Genomic DNA, 23,680 nt, shown 5'->3' with positions numbered 1-23,680 from the left:
CGCCCGCGGGCGTCCGCGATGAGAGACGGGCGTTCCAGCCGCCGGGAGCGCGGCCTAGTGTCGGTCACAGGTCATGAGTGTCAGCGCCAAGCCCCGGCTCGCTGACCGGCAACCCTCCACCGCGGTGGGGTGCCCCGGGTGAGGACCAGGCGGTGCGCCACAGGACGGCGCAACGCAAGCGCGGAGACACCCTTGTTGGTATCCCCGCACCTCGCGTGAGGTGCGCCCCGCACCTTTCGCGACCACTCGTCATACGTGAGAAGTGCTGAGAGGCAAGGGAACCCGATGACTGACACCACCCCGAACTGGTCCTTCGAGACGCGACAGGTCCACGCCGGCCAGGTCCCCGACGAGGCGACCGGCGCGCGGGCGCTGCCCATCTACCAGACCACCTCCTACGTGTTCCGCGACACGGACCACGCGGCGAACCTGTTCGCGCTCAAGGAGTTCGGCAACATCTACACGCGGATCATGAACCCCACCCAGGACGCGGTGGAGCAGCGGATCGCCTCGCTGGAGGGTGGCGTCGGCGCGCTTCTGGTCGCCTCGGGCCAGGCCGCCGAGACGCTGGCGATCCTCAACATCGCCGAGGCCGGCGACCACGTCGTCGCCAGCCCCTCGCTCTACGGCGGCACCTTCAACCTGCTCAAGCACACGCTGCCCAAGTTCGGGCTCGAGGTGAGCTTCGTGGCCGACCCCAACGACATCGAGTCGTGGAAGGCCGCGGTCCGACCCAACACCAAGCTGTTCTTCGCCGAGACCATCTCGAACCCCAAGTCCGAGGTGCTCGACATCGAGGCGGTCGCGCGCGTCGCCCACGAGGCCGGGGTGCCGCTGGTGGTGGACAACACGATCGCCACGCCCTACCTGATCCGCCCGCTGGAGTGGGGCGCCGACGTGGTCGTGCACTCGGCCACGAAGTACCTCGGCGGCCACGGGACGGCGATCGCGGGCGTCATCGTCGACGGCGGCACGTTCGACTACGGCCGCGACCCGGAGAAGTTCCCCAACTACAACACCCCGGAGGAGAGCTACCACGGGCTCGTCTTCGCCCGGGACCTCGGCGTCGGCAGCCCGCTCGGGGCCAACCTGGCGTTCATCCTCAAGGCGCGGGTGCAGCTGCTGCGCGACCTGGGGTCGGCGATCTCGCCGTTCAACGCCTTCCTCATCGCCCAGGGCGTCGAGACGCTCAGCCTGCGCCTGGACCGGCACCTGGAGAACACTCGCGCTGTCGCGGCGTTCCTCCAGGGCCGAGACGAGGTCGAACGCGTGGTGTGGGCCTCGCTGCCCGAGCACGAGAGCTACGCCAAGGCGCAGAAGTACAGCCCCAAGGGCGCCGGCGCCGTGCTGGCGTTCGAGATCCAGGGCGGCCTCGAGGCGGGGAAGCGGTTCGTCGAGGGGCTGACCCTGCACAGCCACGTCGCCAACATCGGCGACGTCCGCTCGCTGGCGATCCACCCGGCGTCGACGACCCACTCCCAGGGCCCGGACAGCGACCGGCTCGCCGCCGGAGTGACGCCCGGGCTGGTGCGCCTCGCGGTGGGCATCGAGCACATCGACGACATCCTCGCCGACCTCGAGCAGGGGTTCACCGCCGCCAAGGGTGCCTGACCGTCGACTCAGTGCGGGCAGACGACTGACAAAAGTTGACATCTGTCAGTTGTCAGCGCATGGTGGAGCCATCCCCAGCAACGGAAGGCTCCACCATGCGCACCCGCACCCTCGGCTCCACCGGCCCCGTCGTCTCGGCCCTCGGCCTCGGCGCGATGGGCATGTCCGACCTCTACGGCCCCGCTGACGAGGCCGAAGGGATCGCCACCATCCACGCCGCGCTCGACGCCGGCGTGAGCCTGATCGACACCGGCGACTTCTACGCCTCCGGGCACAACGAGATGCTCATCGGCCGTGCGCTCAAGGGTCGCGACCGCGACCAGGTGGCCCTCAGCGTCAAGTTCGGCGCCCTGCGTGGCCCGGACCGCAGCTGGCTCGGGGTGGACGGCCGCCCCGCCGCGGTCAAGAGCGCGCTGGCCTACACCCTCCAGCGCCTGGGCACCGACCACATCGACACCTACCGGCTGGCCCGCCTCGACCCGAAGGTCCCGATCGAGGAGACCGTCGGCGCCATCGCCGAGTGCATCGAGGCCGGTTGGGTCCGCCACGTCGGCCTGTCCGAGGTCGGCGCCGACACGATCCGGCGGGCGGCTGCCGTGCACCCGATCTCCGACCTGCAGATCGAGTACTCCCTGGTCTCGCGCGGCATCGAGGCCGAGATCCTGCCGACCACCCGCGAGCTGGGCATCGGCATCACGGCCTACGGCGTGCTCTCCCGCGGGCTGCTCAGCGGCCACTGGAGCCCCGAGCGGGAGATGGGCGCCGGCGACTTCCGGGCCCACAGCCCGCGCTTCCAGGGCGAGAACCTCCAGCAGAACCTGCGCCTCGTCGAGGCCCTGCGCGCGGTCGCCGAGGCCAAGGGCGCGACCGTCGCCCAGGCCGCCATCGCCTGGGTCCTCTCCCGTGGTGAGGACATCGTGCCGCTGGTCGGCGCCCGTCGTCCCGACCGCCTGGCCGAGGCACTCGGCGCCCTCGACCTCGACCTGACCGCCGACGACCTCGCCGCGATCGAGGCCGCCGTGCCGGCCGAGGCGGTGGCGGGCACCCGCTACGACGCCCAGCAGATGGCCTTCCTGGACAGCGAGCGCCGGACCGTGGACGCCTGATGGCCGAGGCCCTGACGGCCGAGCAGGTGCTCGTGGCGGCGGAGGACGTTCTCCGCCGTTACGGCCCGGCCAAGGCCACCGTGGTCGACGTCGCTCGCGAGCTCGGCGTCAGCCACGGCAGCGTCTACCGCCACTTCCCGAGCAAGGCCGCGCTGCGCGACGCCGTGTCCGAGCACTGGCTGGCGCGCCTGTCCGACCCGCTCGAGAAGGTCGTCGCCTCCACAGCGCCTGCGCCGCAACGGATCCGCACGTGGGTCCAGCAGCTGAGTGCCGCCAAGCGGCGGATGGCCCTGGAGGACCCGCAGCTGTTCGCGACCTACCACGAGATCGCCAGTGGGTCCCGCGACGTCGTGCGGGCCCACGAGGCCACCCTCGCCGACCAGCTGAGCCGGATCATCGCCGACGGTATGTCGCGTGGCGAGCTCGCCAGCGACCTCACCGCCGAGCAGGCCGGGCAGGCGGTCTTCCACGCCGTGATCTGGTTCTGTCACCCGGCCCACGCGGGGGAGTGGGGCGGCCCCGGCGTCGAGCAGGCCCTCGACCGGGTCTGCACGGTGGTGCTCGACGGGCTGCGACCGCGCTGAGCCGCGGTTCCCCGACGCCGTCCCGGTGAAGACTTCACCACACCCCGGTGTGGTGAAGTCTTCACCGTGTCCACGGCGCGAGGGTGAGGGCCGGCCCTATCGTGAACGCATGCCCGAGACCCCCGCCCGCGCCGCCGGGCGCCCCCGGTCGCCGGAGAAGGATGAGGCGATCCTGCGGGAGGCCCTGCGCCTGCTGTCGACCGAGGGCTACGCCCGCATGACCCTGCAGCTGGTGGCCGACGCCGCCGGCGTGAGCAAGTCGACCATCCACCTGCGCTGGCAGACCAAGGCCGACCTGGTCACCGCGGCGCTGGAGGCGATGCGGATGGTCCACGCCGACGCCGGCAGCGGGGACACCCGCGCCGACCTCGTGGCGATCCTGGACGACTTCGCGACCACGGTCGAGCAGGTCGACGGGATGGCCCTCATCGGGACGTGCCTGGCCGAGGAGGCGCGCGCCCCGGAGCTGTTGCAGCTGCTGCGCGAGCGCACGGTCCTGCCCCGACGGGCGCTGCTCCGCGAGGTGCTCGACCGGGCGGTGGTTGCGGGTGAGCTGCGGGTCGGGGCCGACCTCGATGCGGCGGTCTCCGCGCTGCTCGGCCCCTACTACGCCGACCATCTCGCAGGCCGGGTGACGCCGGGATGGGCGCCCGCGGCGGTGGACCTCGTCCTCGCCGGCCTGCGCCGGGCGAGCGGGAGCACAGCGAGGGGCTGACCACTGCCCCTCCGTGTGGTCAACCCCTCGCCGTGGGACTGCTGGCGGTCAGCCGGCGTCGACCCCGGTCAGCTCGGCACTGACCTCCCAGAGCCGCCGGGCGGCCTGGGCGTCGTACGACGCCGGGCTGGAGCGCCGCGCCTTCTTCCGCACGAAGTACTTCCCGCTCACGCCCTCCACCTCCGGTGAGGACGCGAGGTACACGGAGGTCTCCGCCCCACGCTCCGGGCTCAGCATGAACGGCCGGACCACCGGCAGCATCACGCGGAACAGGGCCGAGCTGTCCTCCTGGCCGAACCCGGTGCGCACGACACCGGGGTGGAGCGCGTTCGCCGTGACCCCGGTGCCCTCGAGCCGGCGGGCCAGCTCGTAGGTGAACAGCACGTTGGCGAGCTTGGACTGGCTGTAGGCGCGCTGACCGCCGTAGCTGCGCTCGCCCTGCAGGTCCGCGAAGTCGATCCGGCCCATCGCCTGGGCGCCCGAGCTCACGGTGACCACACGGGACGGTGCGCTCGCCTCGAGCAGCGGCCGCAGCAGGTGCGTCAGCAGGAACGGCGCCAGGTGGTTGAGCGCGAACGTGCGCTCCAGCCCGTCGGCGGTCACGTGGCGGGTCGCCCAGAAGCCGCCCACGTTGTTGACGAGCACGTCGAGCCTGTCGTGTGCAGCGGCGAAGTCCGTTGCCAGGCGCCGGACCTCCGCCTGCGAGGACAGGTCGGCGACCATGCCCTCGACCCGGTCGTTGCCGCTGTCACGTCGCAGCGCCTCCACGACCCGGCCCGTCTTGTCCGCGTTGCGCCCGACGAGCGTGACGGCCGCCCCCGACGAGACCAGCGCCTGCGCCGTGGCCAGGCCGATGCCGTGGGTGCCGCCGGTCACCAGGACGGTCCGGCCTGTCATCGAGGTGCTCATCTCACGGACTCCTCCACGTTGGCGGGAACCGGTGGTCAGGCCGCCCGGGCCCGATCGATGGTGAGGAGCGCGCGATACTGCAGGGCCTGCCGGTCCAGCTCAGCGTCCGACATCGTGCGGACGCCGTGCAGGACCATCGGCTCGGCCATCGGCATGCCGCACAGGTGGGCGGTGGCGTCCAGCGGGCGCATCAGCTGCTCCATGGTGAAGCGGTTGTAGCCACCGTCGGCGTAGGCCTCCTCCGGCCCGCCGGTCGAGGTGACGACCTGCAGCGTCTTGCCGCGCAGCTTGGTGCCGTCGGTCCCGTAGGCGAAGCCCCAGGTCAGCACCTGGTCCATCCACGACTTGAGGATGCCCGGCACGGAGTACCAGTGCCACGGGAACTGCCACACGACCGTGTCGTGCTCCAGCAGCAGCTGCTGCTCCCGGGCCACGTCGATGCGCCCGTCGGGGTAGGCCGCGGCGAGGTCGTGGACGGTGACGCCCTCGAGGTCGCGCACCGCGTCGGCGAGCCGGGCGTTGACGCGCGAGCCCTCCAGGTCGGGGTGGGCGAGCAGGACGAGGGTGCGGTGGGCGGTCATCGGCAGCACTTCCGGTCGGGGGCTGGAGTAGACAGATCTGTCTGTCGGGCAAGCATAACCGCACCGCCTGGTTCGGTATTCCGTGTGGCCGCTCCGCCGTGACCGTCACCACTGCGCCGACGTGCCGGAGCAGCCCGCGCGGTCCCGGACAATGGAGCACGCCATGACTGCACCCACCGAGCTCGCCCCGCCCACCGCCGACGGGCCCGTCACCGTCGCCATCACCCGCCGCGTCGCCGCCGGGGACACCACCCAGATGATCGCCTGGGTCCGGGCGGGCACGGCGATGGCCGAGCTCTTCCCCGGCTTCCTCGGCGCGGGATGGGTCCGCCCGGGGGACGCCTCCGACGAGTGGCACATGCTCTACCGGTTCGCCGACCACGAGAGCCTGCACGCCTGGGAGACCTCCGCCGAGCGACAGTGGTGGCTCCGCTCGGGCGAGGGCCTCGTCGAGCACACACGCGCCGAGCGCCGCACCGGCATCGAGGGCTGGTTCGACCCGCCGGAGTCCACGAAGGTCGAGGCCCCGGCCGGGCCGAATGCCCCGCCCCGGTGGAAGCAGGCACTGCTCATCTGGATGGCGTTCTTCCCCGTCAACCTGCTCGCCACGCTCACGCTGGGCGCGCTCATCGTGCACTGGCCGGTGGTCCTCCGGGTCCTGTGCATGACCGTGGTGCTCACACCGATCATGACCTACCTCGTCCTGCCGGCCCTGACGCGGCGGCTCGAGGGCTGGCTGCACCGCTGAGCGGAGGGTTGTCAGGGTCCTGACCCCGACAACCCTCCGCGGAGGCCGGAACTCGGTCGAGGCCACCGGCGGCCGCCACCTATCCTGAGACCCATGTCCGCCGAGCCCTCCCCCCAGCCGCGGCGTGCCCGCGGCCGGTCGCGCTCGTCGGGTCAGCGCTCCCCGGGCCCGCGCCGGCCGGACCGGCTCACCTCTGAGCAGCGCGCCGAGCGCGACGCCGCGCGGCAGGCCGCCCGTGAGGCCCGTATGGCGCGCCGCCGGGCCGCCATGCCGACGGTCACCTACCCCGAGGACCTGCCGGTCGCGGCGCGGAAGGACGACATCGCCGCCGCCATCCGTGACAACCAGGTGGTGATCGTCGCCGGCGAGACCGGGTCGGGCAAGACCACCCAGCTGCCCAAGATCTGCCTCGAGCTCGGCCGCGGCGTCGAAGGGCTCATCGGGCACACCCAGCCGCGCCGGATCGCCGCGCGCTCGGTCGCCGAGCGCATCGCCGAGGAGCTGGGCACCGAGCTCGGCACCGCCGTCGGCTACCAGGTGCGCTTCACCGACCGCTCCAGCGACGACACCCTGGTCAAGGTCATGACCGACGGCATCCTGCTGTCGGAGATGCAGCGCGACCGCGACCTGCGCAAGTACGACACGATCATCATCGACGAGGCGCACGAGCGGTCGCTCAACATCGACTTCATCCTCGGCTACCTCAAGCAGCTGCTGCCGCGCCGGCCCGACCTCAAGGTCATCGTCACCTCGGCGACCATCGACCCCGAGCGGTTCGCCCGGCACTTCGCCCACGACGGCGTGCCGGCGCCGATCATCGAGGTGTCCGGGCGCACCTACCCCGTCGAGGTCCGCTACCGGCCGCTCGCCGGCGAGACCCGCGAGGAGGACCGCGACCAGGTCACCGGCATCTGCCAGGCCGTCGAGGAGCTGTGGACCGAGGGCACCGGGGACATCCTCGTGTTCCTCTCCGGCGAGCGGGAGATCCGCGACACCGCCGACGCCCTCACCGGGATGTCGTTGCCGCACACCGAGATCCTGCCGCTCTACGCCCGGCTCTCCGCGGCCGAGCAGCACCGCGTCTTCGGCTCGCACACCGGGCGACGGGTCGTGCTCGCCACCAACGTCGCCGAGACCTCGCTGACCGTGCCCGGCATCCGCTACGTCATCGACGCCGGCACCGCCCGCATCTCCCGCTACAGCCAGCGCACCAAGGTGCAGCGGCTGCCGATCGAGCCGATCTCCCAGGCCAGCGCCCGCCAGCGGTCCGGGCGGTGCGGCCGGGTCGCCGACGGCATCGCCATCCGGCTCTACTCGGAGGAGGACTTCGAGAACCGGCCGGCGTTCACCGACCCGGAGATCCTGCGCACCAACCTGGCCTCGGTCATCCTCCAGATGACCTCCCTGGGGCTGGGCGACATCGCCCGCTTCCCGTTCGTCGACCCGCCCGACTCCCGCCAGATCAGCGACGGGGTGCGGCTGCTCGAGGAGCTCGAGGCGATCCGCCCGGAGGTGACCGACCCGCGCAAGCGGCTCACGGCATACGGCCGGTCGATCGCGCATCTGCCGCTCGACCCGCGCCTGGCGCGCATGGTGCTCGAGGCCGACCGCAACGGCGCGCTGCGCGAGGTGCTCGTCATCGTGGCCGCGCTGTCGATCCAGGACCCGCGCGAGCGGCCGGCCGACAAGCAGCAACAGGCCGACGAGTTGCACCGGCGCTTCGCCGACGAGCACTCCGACTTCATGGCGCTGACCAACCTGTGGGACTACCTGCGTGAGCAGCAGAAGGCGTTGAGCGGCAGTGCTTTCCGCCGGATGTGCAAGGCGGAGTACCTCCACTACCTGCGCGTGCGCGAGTGGCAGGACCTGCACAGCCAGCTCAAGCAGGCGTGCAAGTCCCTCGACCTGCAACCGAACCAGACGCCGGCCACGCCGGACCAGGTCCACCAGTCGCTGCTCGCCGGGCTCCTCTCGCACATCGGTCTGCGTGACGTCGAGAAGCGGGAGTACCTCGGCGCCCGCGGTGCCCGCTTCGGCATCTCGCCCGGCTCCTCGCTGTTCAAGAAGCAGCCGCAGTGGGTCATGGCCGCCGAATTGGTCGAGACCACGCGGCTGTGGGCCCGGGTCAACGCCCGCATCGACCCGGCGTGGGTGGAGAAGCAGGCCCAGCACCTGGTGAAGCGGCAGTACTCCGAGCCGCACTGGGAGCGCAAGCGCGCCAGTGCCGTCGCGCTGGAGAAGGTCACCCTGTATGGCGTGCCCCTGGTCGCCGGTCGCAAGGTCGGCTACGGGCGGGTCAACCCCGAGGAGTCCCGCGAGCTGTTCATCCAGCACGCCCTCGTCGAGGGGGACTGGGACACCGAGCACCGTTTCTTCCACGACAACCGGGCGCTCATCGAGCGGCTCGGCGAGCTCGAGGCGCGGGCCCGCCGGCGCGACCTCATCGTCGACGACGAGACGCTGGTTGCCTTCTACGACAAGCGGATCCCGGCCGAGGTCGTGTCCGGGCGGCACTTCGACTCGTGGTGGAAGCAGACCCGGCGCGAGCAGCCGGACCTGCTGACCTTCACCGAGGACCTGCTGGTCACCGACGAGGCCGGGGCCGTCAGCGCCGACGACTACCCGCAGGTGTGGCGGCAGGGCGCGATCGAGCTGCCGGTGAGCTACCAGTTCGAGCCCGGGACGGCGGCCGACGGCGTCACGGTGCACGTGCCGGTCGACGTGCTCAACCAGGTCGAGCCGGACGGCTTCGACTGGCAGGTGCCCGGGCTGCGCCACGACCTGGCGACCGCGCTGCTCAAGTCGCTGCCCAAGGCCATCCGGCGCAGCTTCGTGCCCACGCCCGACCACGCTGCGGCGGCCCTCGCCGACGCCGACCCGGCTGCCGGGCCGATCACCGACGAGCTGGCCCGGGCGCTCAAGGCGCGCACCGGCACCGGCATCGACCCGATGGACTGGGACTGGTCGCGGGTGCCCGACCACCTCCGCATCACCTTCCGGGTCGAGGACCGCCGGCGGAAGGTGCTGGGTGAGGGCAAGGACCTCGAGGCGCTCAAGGCCCGACTCGCGCCGCAGGTGCGCCAGACGATGGCTCGCGCCGCGTCGTCGGTGGAGCGAAAAGGCCTGCGGCAGTGGGACTTCGGGGACCTTCCGGCGACGTTCGAGCGCAAGTCGGGGGAGCGGGTCATCCAGGGCTTCCCGGCGGTCGTCGACCACGGCGACAGCGTCTCGGTCGAGGTGCTGCCGACCGCGGCCGAGCGCGACGCGGCCAGCCGCCTGGGCGTGCGCCGGCTGCTGCTGCTCAACACCACGGCGCCGTGGAAGCGGGTGCTGGCCACCCTGACCAACGCCCAGAAGCTCACCCTCGGCAACAACCCTCATGGCAGTGTGCCGGTCCTCCTGGAGGACTGCCTGGCCTGCGCGGTGGACTCCCTGGTGGCCGAGCGGCCCGGGGGCACGGTGCGCACCCCGGCCGAGTTCGATGAGACGCTGGCGGTGGTCCGCCAGAACGTCGTTCCGCGCGTCCTCGACGTGGTCGCGTTCGTCGAGCCGGTGCTGTTGCGTGCCCGCGCCGTCGAGGTGGCCCTGTCCGGGCTGACCAGCCCGCTCGTCGGGGCACTCAGGGCTGACCTGACGGCCCAGCTCCAGTCGCTCATCCACCCCGGGTTCGTTGCCGAGACCGGCTACTCGCGGCTTCGTCACGTCGAGCGCTACCTGCGCGCCATGCTCGTGCGCATCGACAAGGCACCGGGTGAGCTGGCCCGCGACGCCGAGCGCCTCGCCGTCGTCGAGCGCGTCCAGGCGGAGTATGCCGACCTGCTGGCCTCGCTACCGCCCACCCGTCGCGCCGCGGACGACGTGCGCGACCTGCGCTGGATGGTCGAGGAGCTGCGGGTGAGCCTGTTCGCGCAGACGCTCGGCACGGCATACCCGGTCTCGGAGAAGCGCATCTACAAGGCGATGGACGCCGTCGAGTCCGCATGACGCCGCCCGGCGGCGCCGCTAGGGTCGCCGCCGTGCCCCCCGCCACCGCACCCCGCGCCTCCGTGTCCGTCCCCGTCCGCGGCCCGCTGCCGTCCACGGAGGACCTCGCCGCGACGCAGACGTCCTACGACACGGTCGCCGGCTCCTACGCCGCGCTGCTCGAGGACGAGCTGGACGCGCGCCCCGTAGACCGGGGGCTGCTCGCGGCCTTCGCAGAGACGGCCACGACCGCCGGTCTCGGGCCGGTGGGCGACCTGGGCTGCGGCCCCGGCCGCGTGACCGGCCACCTGGCCTCGCTCGGGGTCGACGCCTTCGGGGTCGACCTGTCACCCGGCATGGTCGCCGAGGCACGGCGCCGTCACCCCGACCTGCGCTTCGAGGTGGGGTCGATCCTCGACCTCGACCTGCCCGACGGCTACCTCGGTGGCGCCCTGTTGTGGTACTCCACCGTCCACACGCCCCCGGCGCAGCTGCCCGAGGTGTTTGCCGAGGTCCATCGCGTGCTGGCGCCCGGCGCCCCACTGATCACCGCGTTCAAGGTGGGGGACCGCCAGGTCCACCTGCAGCACGCCTACGGCCACAACCTGTCTCTGCAGGTCTACTGGACCCCGATGGAGCTCGTGACCGATCTGCTCGACCAGGCGGGCCTGGTCATCGACGCGCGGATGGTGTGCGAGCCGGCCCCGCACGAGAAGCAGCCTCAGGGCTATGTCATGGCCCACCGCCCCGCCTGAGGGGTCAGCTCGCGGGCGCGACTGCCCCGCTGGGCGTGGTCAGGTCAGTCGGATCTGCCGACGGTGTGGCGGGGCTGCGCAGCCGCCGGCGCGACCGACCGGGCCAGGCTGCCGTGACGGCGGCGGCGAGCGCGAGCAGGCCGCCGGCGAGCAGGGTGCCGCGCCGCGTGCCGGGGGAGTGGGCCCACACTGCCGCGTAGCCCACCCAGGGCACGTCGGCGACAGCCCGGTATGCCGTGCCTCCGCGCAGCGAGGCGGTCCACGGGTCTGCGGCGGGGTTGGCGTCCCCCTTGGTGCGCACGACGACCGTCCCGCCTGCGCGGCTGAGGGTCGTGATGCGATGGACGACCAGCTGGTCCGGCGCCCCCGGCCGGTGGAAGACGATCACGTCGCCGGTGCGGACCCGCGACATCGGCACCCGCTGGGTCACGACGACGCTGCCGACGGGCAGCTTGGGGGCCATGCTCGAGGACAGGACCGGGCGGACCTGGTACCGGCCCGTGAGCACCCCAGCGGCCGCGGTCACGAAGGCCAGGGCGAGCACGAGGAGTGCCGCGTTGGCCGACCACCGGCGCCAGCGGCGGCCCGGCGTGTGGGGTGAGGAGCTCATGATGTGTCCCTTCGATGGTGTTGGGGCGCGTGGTGGGCCGGCTCCGGCCGGCCCACCACGCGAGCGCTCAGCCCTGGTAGCTGACGGTCACCGTGGGCGTGACGACGCCACCCTCGGCAGCGTTGTCCAGGCTGGTGCACCCCGGTGCAGCGTGGGCGCCCCCGGCATAGAACTCCGTGGTGAACGAGTCGGTGCCCCCCGGAGGCACCGGGCCCCGCAGCTGCAGCGGGTGGCTCTCCAGCCCGGAAAGCGTGCCGTCGTAGGCCACCTGGTTGCTGGAGACGATCTTGACGCACAGCTCCGAGGCGAGAGCCGCGCTGTGGGCGTCGGTGCCGAGCACGTGGCTGGCCGACAGCTGGATGGCGTTGGCGGTGACGGTGCCGTGGTTGGTGATGGTCGTCGCCACGGCGCCGCTGGTGAACGTTGACGCGGTCGGGCCGAGGTCGGCGAACGTCGCCGTCTTGCGGTCCGAGCTGAAGCTCACGGTGCTGTTCGGGGAGGTGAGCTGCATGTCGATCGTGCCGGCGGTGATCTTCTGCTGGACGTTGACCGCGTCGGTGAACGTGGCGCCGGCGCCGGCCCCGATGAGTCCGAGCGAGGCCAGCCCCAGGGCCCCTGCCATGGCGAGCTTGCGAGTGGTCATGTGTCTTTCTCCTTCTCGTGATTGACCAGCTGGCGTTCGCCGCTGGTGCCGAGGACGGCAGTCATGAGAGTGCGGGGAGGGGATGGGCTGGGTCGTCATCAGATTTGTGGAGATCCACCATTTGCATGAGTTGTGCCTCACCCCGTCATGTCAGGCTCCCGTCCGGCGGACGGGGGAAGGCACCTCGTTGCGTCGGGGACAAATGACACCGGGGCCGTCGGAGGGGACGCATGGGGAATGTCGTGCAGGCTGCGCAGGAGTCGGCAGAGCAGGGCGAGGCCATGACGGGGACCGGCGCCTCAGCCCCTCCGCTGGTTGCCGTGGTCGAGGACAGCGTGATCCTGGCGGAGACCCTGTGTGCCGCTCTGGAGGCCGAGGGCATCCCGACCGCGGCGGTGCCGGTCACCGGGCCCGGGGACCTGCTGCCGCGGATCACTGCCCTGCCGGCACGGCTGGTGCTCCTCGACCTGGACCTCGGGCCCGGCGGCGACGGCGGCCAGCTGGTCGAGCCGCTCGTGGCAGCGGGACGCACCGTCCTGGTCCTGACCGGCTCTGCCGACCCCATGCGGATTGCCGCTGCCCTGGAGCGCGGCGCGATCGGACACCTGGTGAAGGGCACCGGCTTCGAGCAGGTGCTCGGGACAACCCGGCGTGCACTGGAGGCTCCCGGGCCACTCGACCCCGCGGTCCGCACGTCGTTGCTGTGCGAGCTGGTCCGAACCCGGCGGCGTAGGGACGAGGAGCTTGCTCCCTTCCGGCAGCTGACAGAGCGCGAGACCGAGGTGCTCGTCGCGATGGGCCATGGCCGCTCGGCTCAGCAGATCGCCGCCAGCTGGGTGGTGGCCGAGGCCACCGTCCGCACCCACATCCGCGGCGTGCTCACCAAGCTGGGCGCCCGCTCGCAGCTGGAAGCGGTCGCCCTCGCCTGGCTGGTCGGCGTCATCCCGACCGGAGGCCTCCCGAACGGGGGAGCCTCCCCGCTCGGCCTCACGTGACGGGACGACTCCGCCCGTCAGCGAGTCAGCGCACAGGCCACCTCACCGGCGACCTGCGCGTTGCCGAGCACCAGGTCGATGTTGGCCTGAAGGCTGACGCCGTGCGTGTGCTCGTGGAACCACGCGAGCAGGAACGGCGTGACGTCCTTGCCGGTTATCCCTTGTGCCGCAAGGGCTTCCAGGCCGGACGCCAGCGTCGCGTCATGCAGGTCGCGCGGCATCTCCTTGCCGTCCGCGATCGGGTTGGCCACGACCAGGGCCTGGGGCAGCCCCAACCCGTCCCGGGCGCGCAGCACCGCCGCGACCTCGTCCGCGGACCGCGCGACCCAGGGAACGGCATACCCGCTGTCCTGGATGTAGAAGCCGGGGAAGCGTGAGGTGCCGTACCCGACGAGCTCCACCGACAGCGTCTCCAGCCGCTCCAGCGTCGCCCCGACGTCGAGGATCGACTTCACCCCGGCGCAGACCAGCGCGATGGGCACCGAGGCCAGCGCCGGCAGGTCGGCCGACTCGTCGAAGCTGTGGGCGGCGCCGCGGTGCACCCCGCCCAGGCCGCCGGTGGCGAACACCCGGATGCCCGCCCGGTGGGCCAGGTATGCCGTGGACGCCACCGTGGTCGCGCCGGTCAGCCCGGCGGCGCAGACGTTGCCCAGGTCGCGGATGCTCGACTTGACCACGACCGGGTCGGTGGCGATCCGCTCGAGCCCGGCGTCGTCCAGGCCGATGCGGACCTGCCCGTCGACCACCGCGATGGTGGCCGGAACCGCACCCGACCCGCGAACCGCGTGCTCGATCTGGCGGGCGACGCGCGCGCTGGACTCCGTGGGCAGGCCGTGGCTGATGATCGTGGACTCCAGGGCGACGACACCCCGGCCGTCCTCGAGCGCGGAGCGGACCTCGTCGGCAATGATCACGGCAGCACCCTAAGCACCCGGGAGGCCCTCATGCCCGTTGTCGTCTGTGTCGCCGGCGATGTGATGCTGGACATCATCGTGGCCACCGACCACCCGCTGCGCGAGGACGACGACACCCCGGCCCGGATCTCGCTGTCGGCCGGTGGGCAGGCCGCCAACGTCGCCGCCTGGGTGCGCCATCTCGGCGGTGGGGCCCGGCTGTTCGGCCCCCGGACCACCGGAGCGGTCGGCACGATGCTCGACGAGCAGCTGCGCCAGCGGGGGATCACCCTGCACGGCCGCCCCCGGGACGCCGACGCCGGTGCGGTGGTGTCGCTGACCACCCAGGGCCACCGCACCCTGGCCTCCGACCCCGGGGACCTGTCGTGGATCGACGCGTCGCTGGCGGACCCGGCCTGGCTGGCCGGCGCGGACTGGCTGCACCTGTCGGGCTACCTGCTGCTGCGTGCGCCGGACCCCGACGTCCTCGTCGCCGCGGCGCACGAGGCCCACGTCCGGGGCCTGCGGGTGGGGGTCGACCTGGCCTCCGCGGGGATGGTCACGAGCTTTGGCGTGCAACGGTTCTGGACGCTGGTGCAGGACCTGCGCCCCGAGGTGGTGTTCGGCAACGAGGCCGAGTGGCAGGTCCTCGGCGTGGAGCCCGCCTCGCTGGCCGACGTCGACTGCGAGGCCGTGGTCAAGCGCGGTGACCGTGGGTCGGGGTTCTTCGACGGCGGCATCCACCACGAGCACGTGCCCGTGCCGGGACCGGTCGTCGACGTCACCGGGGCCGGTGACGCCCTGGCCGCGGGCTACCTCGTGGACGGCCCCGACGCGGCGATGCGGGCGGCGGCTGAGTGCATCGCCCACCAGGGGGCGCAGCCGCCGGCCCGCTGACCGCGATCGTCAGCCGCGGGACAGGCGCGCCACCCGGCCGTGCTCGCCCGAGCCCCAGCACGCACCGTCGGCCGCGCACTCGACGCTGTCGAGGCTGCCGGTGTCGAACGCCGTCCAGGAGCGCCCGCCGTCGAGCGAGACGTCGGAGCCGGTCGGGCCGACCGCCAGGGCGGTCTCGTGGGTCCCGTGCACCCACGCGGAGCCGGAGCGGTAGCCACCGGGGGAGCGGCCGGCCACGGGATGCCAGCTGCGCCCGCCGTCCGCGGTCCAGGCGGCGTTGTCGCTCGCCCCGGTCGGGTCGGTGAAATCGCCACCCACCACCACGCCGCGGCGCGCGTCGCGGAACCGCACCGAGAAGATCCCGCCGGCCTCCGCGCCGGCGACGGGCGTGCCGGTCACCGACCAGGTGGTGCCGCCGTCGTGGCTGCTGAACACCCGCGCCGGGTTGACCCCGCCCGTCGCGAGCCACGCCTGGTGGCCCGGCCCGGTCGTCAGGCAGGTGCCGCTCGCGGCGAACCCGAACTCGCCGGGCTCGGCCGAGGGCATGCCCGCCGGGTCGACCGGGGACCACGAGTGGCCGCCGTCCCGGGTCCGGACCAGCCGGAACTGCCCGTCCACCGGGTCGCTCACGGCCAGGCCGTTGCGGTGGTCGAAGAACGCCATGCAGTCGTAGAACGCGCGCGCGTCGGTGTTGCGGAACGACTCCGCCCACGAGCGCCCGCCGTCGTCGGTCACGAAGACCCGGCTGTCCTCGCCCTCGCCGATCGACAGGGCCACGGCGTGCTGGGCCGACGTCGCCTCGATGTCGCGGAACTGCAGCGCCTCGGTGCCCGCCGGGCCGACCGACTCCCACGAGCGGCCGCCGTCGGTGGTCCGCAGCACCGTGCCACCCGTGCCGCTCGCCCAGGCGACCTCGCGCGAGACCGCGGACAGCCCGCGCAGCCTGGCGTCGCTGCCGGTGGGGGAGTCCACCCACCGGTATGCCGTGTGCTCGCCGCCGTACCGCGGCGCGCCACCCGGGTCGTCTCCGGGCGCGGCGGCGTTCGTGCCGAGCATGCTTCCCCCGATCATCAGGGCTGCCGTCATCAGGGACCCCGTCCCCGCCAGAAGCGTCATGGCGCGAATCTAGGGCGGATCGGGCAGGTCGGACATCCGAGACGTCGACGGGGCGGGCCCCCGGGAGGGAGCCCGCCCCGTCGACGGTGTGCCCGGCCGGCACGGCCGGCCGGTGATGGGTCAGGCCGCGTGGACTGCAACCGGGGCGTCGGCGCCGTCGGCCGCGAGCCGCTGGTGCTTGATGTTGAGGCCGATCACCGTGATGACGGCACCGCCGAGGATCATGCAGGCCGCGACGACGAAGGCCCGGGTCGAGCCGTAGGTCTGGGCTGCCAGCGCGATCTGGTGCCTGGCCCGGGCCATGGCCTCCGGGGACGGCTGCTGGCCGGTGCCACCCTTGGCCTTCATGGCCGCGGCGAGCTGGAGCGCCCGCTGCGTGCCGTTGGAGGCCGCGACCGTCGCCAGCGTCGCGAGCCCCAGCGTGCCACCGACCTGCTGCATGGTGTTGAGCACGGCCGAGCCCACGCCCGAGTCCTTCTTGGCCACGCCGGCCACGGCGGTCAGCGTCAGTGGCACGAAGGTCAGGCCCATGCCGAACGACAGCATGAGGATGAACGGCAGCAGCCCGGTGACGTACTCGCTGGTGACGGTCAGGTGGGAGAAGCCCCACATGCCGCCTGCGGCCAGCAGCGTGCCGGCGCCGGCGATCCAGCGCGGGTCGACCCGGTTGATCAGGCGCGAGGCGATCTGCGCGGCGATGACCACGCCGAAGCTGAACGGCAGGAACGCGAAGCCGGTCTTGACCGGGGAGTAACCGAGCACCTGCTGGATGAACAGGCCGAGGAAGTAGAACATCGAGAACATCGCGGCGCCGACGACGAGCATGACCGTGAAGCTCACGCCACGGGTGCGGTCGGCGAGGATGCGGAACGGCAGGAGCGGGTGCTCCGCGCGCCGCTCGATGACCACGAACGCGGCCAGCAGGACGAGGCCGACGACGATCGGCCCGACGGTCAGGGCGTCGCCCCAGTGGTTCGGGGGAGCGGCGTGGGTCAGGCCGTAGACCAGCGAGCCCAGGCCGAGGGTGCCGGTGAGCGCGCCGGGGATGTCGAAGGCTCCGTGCTGACGCGCTGACTCACCGAGGAACCGCGGGGCGAGCACGGCAACCACGATGCCGATCGGCACGTTGACGAAGAACGTCCAGCGCCAGGAGGACTCGGTGAGCACGCCACCGAGGATGAGCCCGACGGCGGCACCGGCCCCCGACATCGCCGCGTAGACCGCGAACGCCCGGTTGCGCGGCGGACCCGCCGGGAAGGTGGTGGTGATCAGCGCCAGCGCCGTGGGCGAGGCGATGGCGGCGCCGAGGCCCTGCAGGGCGCGCGAGGCCAGCAGCATCGCCTCGTTCTGGGCGAGGCCACCGAACAGCGAGGCCGCGGCGAAGATCAGCACACCGATGACGAACATCCGGCGGCGCCCGAGCAGGTCGCCGAGGCGACCACCGAGCAGCAGCAGCCCACCGAAGGCCAGGGTGTAGGCGTTGACGACCCAGGACAGGTTGCTCGCGGTGAAGCCGAGGTCGGTCTGGATGTGGGGGAGCGCGATGTTCACGATCGTGCCGTCGAGCACGACCATGAGCTGCGCGGCGCTGATGATCGTCAGCGCGAGGCCGAGGTGCCGGTGACCGTGGTCGCCGGCGTCGGCCTGGCCTGGGGTGACCGCCTCCGCGGTCGTGTTGCTGGACATCTCGTGTCCGGTCCCTTCGTGAAGGTGGAAGTGGTTCAGCATCCCGCCGGGGTCTGACAGACCGCGGCCGGGAGGTCAGTGGTCGGCGAGGGTGGCCCGGCAGGCGGGCAGCACCACCTCGTCGACGATGCGGGTGACGTGCTCGCGGGTGACGCAGGTGCCGAAGACGAACATCTCGTGCGTGGCCATCGACGGCAGGATCCGGGCCAGGAACGCGAGGTCGGCGTCGGCCCCGACCTCGCCCCGCTGGCGGGCCCGGTCGAAGGCCGCGGCGGCGAGGGCGAGCTTGGGCCCGATGAAGCGCTCCTGGAAGGCGCGCGTCAGGTCGGGGTCGCGGTGCAGTGCCGGGATCAGCGCGCCGATGATGCCCACCGGCATCTCGTCGGTCAGTCCTCCCTCGCTGCAGGCCACGGCCAGCAGGTCCCCGCGCAGGCTGCCGGTGTCCACCGGCTCGCGGTGCTCGGGGCCCTTGAGGTGCTCCAGGCTGTCGATGACCAGGTCGGCCTTGCCGGACCAGCGCCGGTACAGCGTGGCCTTGCTGGCCTTGACCGCCGTCGCGATCGCGTCGAGGGTGAGCCGGTCGTAGCCGTGCTCGACCAGCAGGCGGGCGGTGGCGTCGAAGATCTCCGCCTCACGCTCGCCCTCGACACGCGGTCGGGTGGTCGGTGCAGTCATGGGTGGTGCGTCCTCCGGGGGTCGTGCCGGGGGCTCCGGCGCTGGTCTGCGCCGCCCGTCCGGCGGTCGGATGAAACGAAACAGTTTCGTTTCATCCGGCAGGTTACGTCCCGCCCCGACCTGCCACAACCGCTTTTCCCAGACGGAATCCCGCCACGTCGCGAAGTGTTGAGATGCTTGGAGTGCAACGCCTCCGACCCCGGAGCCACACCGTCCGACGAAAGGCGCGTCCGTGCAGAACCCGTCCGAGCTCTACCGGTTCGAGACCGACACCGACCCGCGCGACCTGCGTGCGTCCGTGCTGCTCGTCTCACTCGGCGGCTTCGTCGACGCCGGGCAGACCCAGCGCCTGCTCACCGAGCACGTCCTCGAGTCCCTCGACCACACCGTCGTGGCGTCCTTCGACGTCGACCAGCTGCTCGACTACCGCGGCCGGCGCCCGGCCATGACCTTCGACCGCGACCGCTGGTCCGGCTATGCCGACCCCTCGCTGGTCCTGCACCGGGTCGTCGACGCCGACGGCGTGCCGTTCCTGGTCCTCGCCGGCCCCGAGCCCGACTACCAGTGGGAGCGGGTCATCGAGGCCGTGCGCCAGCTCGTCGTCCACCTCGGGGTGACGCTCACGGTGAGCGTGCACGGCATACCCATGGCCGTCCCGCACACCCGCCCGATCGGCATGACCCCGCACGCCACGGACCCGCGGCTCATCGGTGCCCACGACCCCGTCTTCGGCACCGTCCAGGTGCCGGCGAGCATCACCGCGCTGCTGCAGCTGCGGCTGGGGGAGGCCGGCCACGACGCGCTCGGCTACGCCGTGCACGTGCCGCACTACCTCGCCCAGTCCGAGTACGCCGACGCCGCGCTCACCGGGCTCAACGCCGTCATCGCCGCGACCGGCCTGGCCATCCCGACCGAGGGCCTCGCGGCGGCGGCCGGCCTCAACCGGGCCGAGATCGCCCAGGAGATCGCCGGCTCGGAGGAGGTGGCCCAGGTCGTCGAGGCGCTCGAGCGCCAGTACGACAGCTTCATCCAGGGCCGCCAGCGCCCGAGCCTGCTCGCGACCGACGTCAGCGAGCTGCCCACCGCCGACGAGATCGGCGCGGAGTTCGAGCAGTTCCTGCGCACCCAGGCCGAGGACGACGAGGACTGAGGCCGGTCAGCAGACAGGTCAGCCCCGGGCGTGATCACGCCCGGGGCTGACCTGTGGGTATGCCGGGTGGCTCAGACCCGCGCGTAGCGCGCCCGCGCGAAGCTGTAGACGGCGTAGGCCGCGAAGCCCAGCGAGACGACGGTCAGCAGGGCGGGGCCCATCGGCTGCGCGCGCAGGACGTGCAGGGCGCCGTCGAGGCCGGTCGCCTTGCCGGGGCTCTTCTGGGCGCCGGCGACGACGAACAGCAGACCCACGATGACCAGGGCGATGCCCTTGGCGACGTAGCCGATCTGTCCGGCGCGGACCGCGACGGTCCCCGGGTGCTCGACCAGGTCCCGGAGGAACTTCTTCTTCGCGCCCTTGACCACGTGGTAGACGCCGACGCCGATGACGACCAGGCCGACCAGCATGACCAGGGTGCGCCCGCCGCTGCGGCTCATGAGCGAGGCGGTGAAGTCGACGGTCTGCTGCTTGCCGCTCTTGCCCACCTGGCCGCGGGCGAAGGCGAAGCTGGTCCACGCGAGTGCGGCGTAGACGACGGCCTTGGCCAGCGCCTTGAGCCGCTCGCCCCACTTGCGGGCGCCGGTGCCGTGGTAGCCGCCCACGGCCTCGGTGACCTGCCACAGGGCCAGCCCGAGGAAGCCGACGACGGCCACCCACAGGGTCAGCTTGCCGATGCCGTTGCCGGCCAGCGACTGCAGCGCACCGGACTGGTCGGCCGACTGCGTGGTGCCGGCCCACGCCAGCTGCAGGCCGATCCACGCGATGAGCAGGTGCATGACACCGCTGACCGCGTAGCCGACCCGGGCCAGCCCCTCCACCGCCGGGTGGTCGCCGGCCTCCCGGGCTGCCTGCTTGACGTCCCTCATCTCCACGGGGTCTCTCCTCCTGCTGTGCGGGACGCCGGCCGGTCAGGCCTTGGCGTCGGACCACCGCGCGATGACGCTGGTGTCCGCCACGAACTGTACGGCCGACGAGCCGGTCCACCGTCGTGCGCTTGCGGTGAGCACCTCGTCCACCAGATGGGCGACCTGGCCGGCCTCCTCCTGCGGCACGTGCAGGAGCACCTCGTCGTGCAGGCAGAGCACCACCTCGGCGCCGAGGTCGCGCACAGCCAGGCGCAGCGTCGCGACCCACGCCTTGAACAGCTCGGCCGCAGCCCCCTGGATGACCGCGTTGCGGGCGAAGCGCCCGCGCGCCGCGGTGGCGGCGCCGACCGCCGAGGCGGGCAGGTCCGGCGGCAGCTGCCACATCGGCACCCGCCGGCCCCCAAAGGTGCGCACCGCGCGCCCGGCCAGCCCCTCGGCATACGCGCGCTCGAGGTAGGCCATGGCCACGGGATAGGCGCGCTGGAGGTCCTTGAGCGCCTCGCCGGCGGCGCCGCTGGTCTGGCCGTACATCGCAGCCAGGACCGCGACCTTGGCCACGGCGCGCTCGACCCCGAGCGCCTGGGCGACCGGGGCGTAGAGGTCGGCGGCCCGGGTGGCCTCGGCGAACGCCCGGTCCCCGGAGACCGCGGCCAGCACGCGCGGCTCGATCTGCCCCAGGTCGGCCCGGACCAGCACGTGCCCGGGGTGGGCCGCGACGGCCGGGCGCAGCGGGGTGGGCAGGTTGTGCAGGCCGTTCTGCGCGGTCATGCGGCCGGCCGCGCCGTCGCAGGCGGTCCACCCGCCGCGCAGCCGGTCGTCGGGGCCGACGTGGGTGTCCAGCCACGTCCAGCCGTAGGTCGTCGCGATCCGCTCGGCCTTGCGCCAGGCCAGCAGCGCGTCGACCAGGGGGTGCACGCCCCGGTAGGGCTCCAGCCGCCAGGCGCGCGTGTCGGGCACCACCACGCCCACCGAGGCGAGCAGCTCGCGCACCTGCACGGGGTTGCGCAGGTCGGTGGACTCCCGGCCGGGGGCGTGGGCCAGGACCGCGGCGTCGCGCTCGCGCCGCAGCTGCCGGGCGTGCTCCTCGGAGCGGGGGCGCTCGCCCGCGGCCGCGGTGATGAGCTCCTCGGCGCGGGCCCGGTCCAGCGGCAGCCCGTCGAGCTCGAGCTCGACGCACAACAGCGCCGCGGCGGACTCGGAGGTGGCCGAGCCCACCGCGCGGGGACCGCCCTGCGCCAGCAGCTCCCGCTGCCGGGAGGAGGTCTGCAGCGCCGCACGTGCCAGCGACAGCGCGCGTTCCGGGCAGGTGAGCCAGCCGGGTTCGAGGGCCTCCGGTCGCAGGTATCCGTCGGGACGGACCGCCGAGTCGGGGTCTCCGGCGTCGTCGGCGGTGACGAGGTCGAACAGGTCGCCGCCGGCCGGGCGGGGGAGGGCCTCGACGTCCAGCCCCGCGGCGACCGCCCAGGCCCGGTCCGCCCCGGCCGCCCAGCCCCCCGCCAGGACGCGGTGGGCCTCGGCGACGTCCCAGCACCGCTGCGGCCGGATGCCGTGTGCCACCAGGGCGCGCCCGTCGCCGCCGGCCGCCCACCAGGTCCACCGCGGGTGGCGCTCGGCCTCGAGCCCGGCCACCCGGTCGCGCACCTGCCCGGGGCTGCCGCACAGCTCGACCCCGTCGCCGGACAGGGCCGCCACGTCGGGGCCGAACACGACGGCGACGTGTCCCGGGGCGTCCACAGGGCGGCCGGGGGTGGGAACAGAGCTCACCCTTCCATCCAACATCAGGCCAACGACAGTCAAATCTTGGTCAAGAGGTCTAGCCGCAAATCGGGACAAAGTGCCACGCTGCGCCGGGCCTTCACGAGAGGGCACCTCGCTGCGTCGCTTGGAGCGTCCTGCATGACCTCGCACTACGAGTCCCGCCCCGGCTTCTTCCGCCGCCACCGCCTCGGTGAGGCCCTCCTCGCCCTGACCCTCGGCGCCAGCACCCTCGGCGGCCTGGCCCTGGCCGCGCCGGCGGCCGCGGACGGTCCCGGGTCGGGCACCCCGTGGGTCGTCACGGTCGGCGACAGCTACATCTCCGGCGAGGCCGGCCGGTGGGCGGGCAGCTCCGACAACAGCGAGGCGCCGGCCGACGCGCTGGGCTCCACCGCCTACTTCGACAACGCCAGCAACACCGCCGAGCAGATCCCGCGGTGCCACCGCAGCAAGGCCGACGAGGCCTACATCGGCGGTGGGGTCAACGGCATGGACCTGGCCTGCTCCGGCGCGCGCACGACGACGTTCACCGACAGCGACGGCTACTTCAAGCCCGGCCTGGACTTCGCCGACAACGGGGCCGGCCAGCAGGGCCAGGCCAGGATGCTGCAGACCTTCGCCACCGGCCACAACGTCAAGATGGTGGTCGTCGGCATCGGCGGCAACGACTTCAACTTCGGCTCGATCGTCCAGCAGTGCGTGCAGGACTTCCTGGCCTCCCCGTCCTGGGCGCCGGACTACTGCAACGACGACTCCTCGGTGACCTCGAACTTCACCTCCGCCAACGTCAGCGCGGTCCAGTCGCGGATCGTCGCCGCGCTGCAGAACGTGCGCACCGGGATGCGCAACGCCGGCTACGCCGACGGCTCCTGGACCATGCTCGTGCAGACCTACCCCTCGCCGATCCCGCCGTCCTCGGGCTTCCGCTACTCCCAGACCGGCTACACCCGCCAGTCCACCGGCGGCTGCGGCTTCTGGAACAAGGACGCCGACTGGGCCAACACCTCGGCCCTCGCCACCATCAACGCCACCGTGCGCAACGCGGTCGCCGCCTCCGGCGTCACCGGGGTGCGCACCCTCGAGCTGGCCTCGGCGCTCAACGGCCGCCGGCTGTGCGAGAACACCGTGGGCCTGTACGAGGAGAAGGGCCTGTCCTCCTGGACCCAGGCCGGTGCGGTCGACCAGACCGAGTGGGTCAACCAGATCCGCACCGTCTCCACCGCCGGCAGCGACTACTACATCCAGGAGAGCCTGCACCCCAACTACTGGGCTCAGATGGCGGTGCGCAGCTGCGTGCGACAGGCTTACAACGCCGGTATGCCGCGCGGCGGCACCTGCTCCATCGCCGGCACGGGCCTGGTGGCCGGTGAGCCACGGATGAGCCTGCAGTAGCAGCCCCGTCGGGGGAGGGCTGCGTCC

Annotated in this window: 21 protein-coding genes and 1 riboswitch; of the genes, 11 read left to right on the top strand and 10 right to left on the bottom strand. The window is 72.8% G+C overall.

Annotated features, from left to right (window positions below):
- Positions 1 to 69 precede the first annotated feature (69 nt).
- Positions 70 to 187, top strand: a riboswitch (SAM riboswitch).
- A gap of 98 nt (positions 188 to 285) precedes the next feature.
- The 4 genes from FB474_RS11425 (at position 286) to FB474_RS11410 (ending at position 4,016) form a co-directional block, all read left to right on the top strand.
- A complete protein-coding gene (locus FB474_RS11425; RefSeq protein ID WP_141788753.1) occupies positions 286 to 1,611 on the top strand; it encodes a bifunctional o-acetylhomoserine/o-acetylserine sulfhydrylase in 1,326 nt (441 codons plus the stop codon).
- Positions 1,612 to 1,706: 95 nt separating this feature from the next.
- Positions 1,707 to 2,717 carry an aldo/keto reductase gene (locus FB474_RS11420; protein WP_141788752.1) on the top strand — a complete coding sequence of 337 codons (1,011 nt, stop codon included), beginning with the start codon at positions 1,707 to 1,709 and terminating at the stop codon, positions 2,715 to 2,717.
- The gene (locus tag FB474_RS11415) at positions 2,717 to 3,301 is read left to right on the top strand and encodes a TetR/AcrR family transcriptional regulator (protein ID WP_141788751.1); all 585 of its coding nucleotides are present in this window, start codon (positions 2,717 to 2,719) and stop codon (positions 3,299 to 3,301) included. The genes FB474_RS11420 and FB474_RS11415 overlap by 1 nt, the downstream gene beginning before the upstream one ends.
- Before the next feature lie 109 nt (positions 3,302 to 3,410).
- On the top strand, positions 3,411 to 4,016 hold the full coding sequence (locus FB474_RS11410; RefSeq protein ID WP_141788750.1) for a TetR/AcrR family transcriptional regulator: 606 nt from the start codon (positions 3,411 to 3,413) through the stop codon (positions 4,014 to 4,016).
- A gap of 48 nt (positions 4,017 to 4,064) precedes the next feature.
- Here FB474_RS11410 and FB474_RS11405 read toward each other — a convergent pair whose 3' ends face one another.
- Positions 4,065 to 4,925: an SDR family oxidoreductase gene (locus FB474_RS11405; protein WP_221632518.1), complete on the bottom strand. Its 861-nt coding sequence runs from the start codon at positions 4,923 to 4,925 to the stop codon at positions 4,065 to 4,067.
- Positions 4,926 to 4,960: 35 nt separating this feature from the next.
- On the bottom strand, positions 4,961 to 5,506 hold the full coding sequence (locus FB474_RS11400) for an NAD(P)H-dependent oxidoreductase (RefSeq protein WP_141788749.1): 546 nt from the start codon (positions 5,504 to 5,506) through the stop codon (positions 4,961 to 4,963).
- A 163-nt stretch (positions 5,507 to 5,669) separates the two neighbouring features.
- Here FB474_RS11400 and FB474_RS11395 point away from each other — a divergent pair, with 163 nt between their 5' ends.
- From FB474_RS11395 to FB474_RS11385, 3 genes are all read left to right on the top strand, one after another.
- The gene (locus FB474_RS11395; RefSeq protein ID WP_141788748.1) at positions 5,670 to 6,254 is read left to right on the top strand and encodes an antibiotic biosynthesis monooxygenase; all 585 of its coding nucleotides are present in this window, start codon (positions 5,670 to 5,672) and stop codon (positions 6,252 to 6,254) included.
- Between the two features lie 267 nt (positions 6,255 to 6,521).
- Complete coding sequence (gene hrpA / locus FB474_RS11390; protein WP_246092514.1) at positions 6,522 to 10,238, top strand: ATP-dependent RNA helicase HrpA; 3,717 nt, start codon at positions 6,522 to 6,524, stop codon at positions 10,236 to 10,238.
- Between the two features lie 32 nt (positions 10,239 to 10,270).
- Positions 10,271 to 10,972 (top strand): class I SAM-dependent methyltransferase, encoded by a 702-nt coding sequence (locus tag FB474_RS11385; protein WP_246092145.1) that lies wholly within the window; start codon positions 10,271 to 10,273, stop codon positions 10,970 to 10,972.
- A gap of 4 nt (positions 10,973 to 10,976) precedes the next feature.
- Here FB474_RS11385 and FB474_RS11380 read toward each other — a convergent pair whose 3' ends face one another.
- A complete protein-coding gene (locus FB474_RS11380) occupies positions 10,977 to 11,582 on the bottom strand; it encodes a signal peptidase I (RefSeq protein WP_141788745.1) in 606 nt (201 codons plus the stop codon).
- 67 nt (positions 11,583 to 11,649) lie between these two features.
- A complete protein-coding gene (locus FB474_RS11375; RefSeq protein WP_141788744.1) occupies positions 11,650 to 12,225 on the bottom strand; it encodes a M73 family metallopeptidase in 576 nt (191 codons plus the stop codon).
- A gap of 230 nt (positions 12,226 to 12,455) precedes the next feature.
- Here FB474_RS11375 and FB474_RS11370 point away from each other — a divergent pair, with 230 nt between their 5' ends.
- Positions 12,456 to 13,220, top strand: a complete 765-nt coding sequence (locus FB474_RS11370) for a LuxR C-terminal-related transcriptional regulator (protein ID WP_141788743.1) — start codon at positions 12,456 to 12,458, stop codon at positions 13,218 to 13,220.
- 17 nt (positions 13,221 to 13,237) lie between these two features.
- Here FB474_RS11370 and FB474_RS11365 read toward each other — a convergent pair whose 3' ends face one another.
- Positions 13,238 to 14,134, bottom strand: a complete 897-nt coding sequence (locus FB474_RS11365) for a pseudouridine-5'-phosphate glycosidase (RefSeq protein WP_141788742.1) — start codon at positions 14,132 to 14,134, stop codon at positions 13,238 to 13,240.
- Between the two features lie 30 nt (positions 14,135 to 14,164).
- On the opposite strand from FB474_RS11365, the gene FB474_RS11360 reads away from it, so the two are divergent.
- Positions 14,165 to 15,010: a carbohydrate kinase family protein gene (locus FB474_RS11360; protein ID WP_141788741.1), complete on the top strand. Its 846-nt coding sequence runs from the start codon at positions 14,165 to 14,167 to the stop codon at positions 15,008 to 15,010.
- Positions 15,011 to 15,019: 9 nt separating this feature from the next.
- Here FB474_RS11360 and FB474_RS11355 read toward each other — a convergent pair whose 3' ends face one another.
- From FB474_RS11355 to FB474_RS11345, 3 genes are all read right to left on the bottom strand, one after another.
- The gene (locus FB474_RS11355; RefSeq protein ID WP_221632517.1) at positions 15,020 to 16,126 is read right to left on the bottom strand and encodes a WD40/YVTN/BNR-like repeat-containing protein; all 1,107 of its coding nucleotides are present in this window, start codon (positions 16,124 to 16,126) and stop codon (positions 15,020 to 15,022) included.
- 120 nt (positions 16,127 to 16,246) lie between these two features.
- Positions 16,247 to 17,812 (bottom strand): MFS transporter, encoded by a 1,566-nt coding sequence (locus tag FB474_RS11350; protein ID WP_141788740.1) that lies wholly within the window; start codon positions 17,810 to 17,812, stop codon positions 16,247 to 16,249.
- Between the two features lie 75 nt (positions 17,813 to 17,887).
- Positions 17,888 to 18,487, bottom strand: coding sequence for a TetR/AcrR family transcriptional regulator (locus tag FB474_RS11345; RefSeq protein WP_141788739.1), 600 nt, complete (start codon positions 18,485 to 18,487; stop codon positions 17,888 to 17,890).
- A gap of 232 nt (positions 18,488 to 18,719) precedes the next feature.
- Between FB474_RS11345 and FB474_RS11340 the strand changes: the two genes are divergently transcribed.
- Positions 18,720 to 19,637 carry a proteasome assembly chaperone family protein gene (locus FB474_RS11340; protein ID WP_141788738.1) on the top strand — a complete coding sequence of 306 codons (918 nt, stop codon included), beginning with the start codon at positions 18,720 to 18,722 and terminating at the stop codon, positions 19,635 to 19,637.
- A 71-nt stretch (positions 19,638 to 19,708) separates the two neighbouring features.
- Here FB474_RS11340 and FB474_RS11335 read toward each other — a convergent pair whose 3' ends face one another.
- Both FB474_RS11335 and FB474_RS11330 read right to left on the bottom strand, forming a co-directional pair.
- Positions 19,709 to 20,506: a DUF1206 domain-containing protein gene (locus FB474_RS11335; RefSeq protein WP_342778143.1), complete on the bottom strand. Its 798-nt coding sequence runs from the start codon at positions 20,504 to 20,506 to the stop codon at positions 19,709 to 19,711.
- Between the two features lie 42 nt (positions 20,507 to 20,548).
- A complete protein-coding gene (locus tag FB474_RS11330) occupies positions 20,549 to 22,270 on the bottom strand; it encodes a DNA polymerase (protein ID WP_246092144.1) in 1,722 nt (573 codons plus the stop codon).
- Positions 22,271 to 22,402: 132 nt separating this feature from the next.
- Between FB474_RS11330 and FB474_RS11325 the strand changes: the two genes are divergently transcribed.
- On the top strand, positions 22,403 to 23,653 hold the full coding sequence (locus FB474_RS11325; RefSeq protein ID WP_221632516.1) for an SGNH/GDSL hydrolase family protein: 1,251 nt from the start codon (positions 22,403 to 22,405) through the stop codon (positions 23,651 to 23,653).
- Positions 23,654 to 23,680: the final 27 nt, after the last annotated feature.

The sequence above is a fragment of the Oryzihumus leptocrescens genome, from assembly GCF_006716205.1.
GTDB classification, from domain to species: domain Bacteria; phylum Actinomycetota; class Actinomycetes; order Actinomycetales; family Dermatophilaceae; genus Oryzihumus; species Oryzihumus leptocrescens.
The sequence above is the reverse complement of the archived record's forward strand: the minus strand, read 5'-3'. Positions and strand labels throughout refer to the sequence as shown.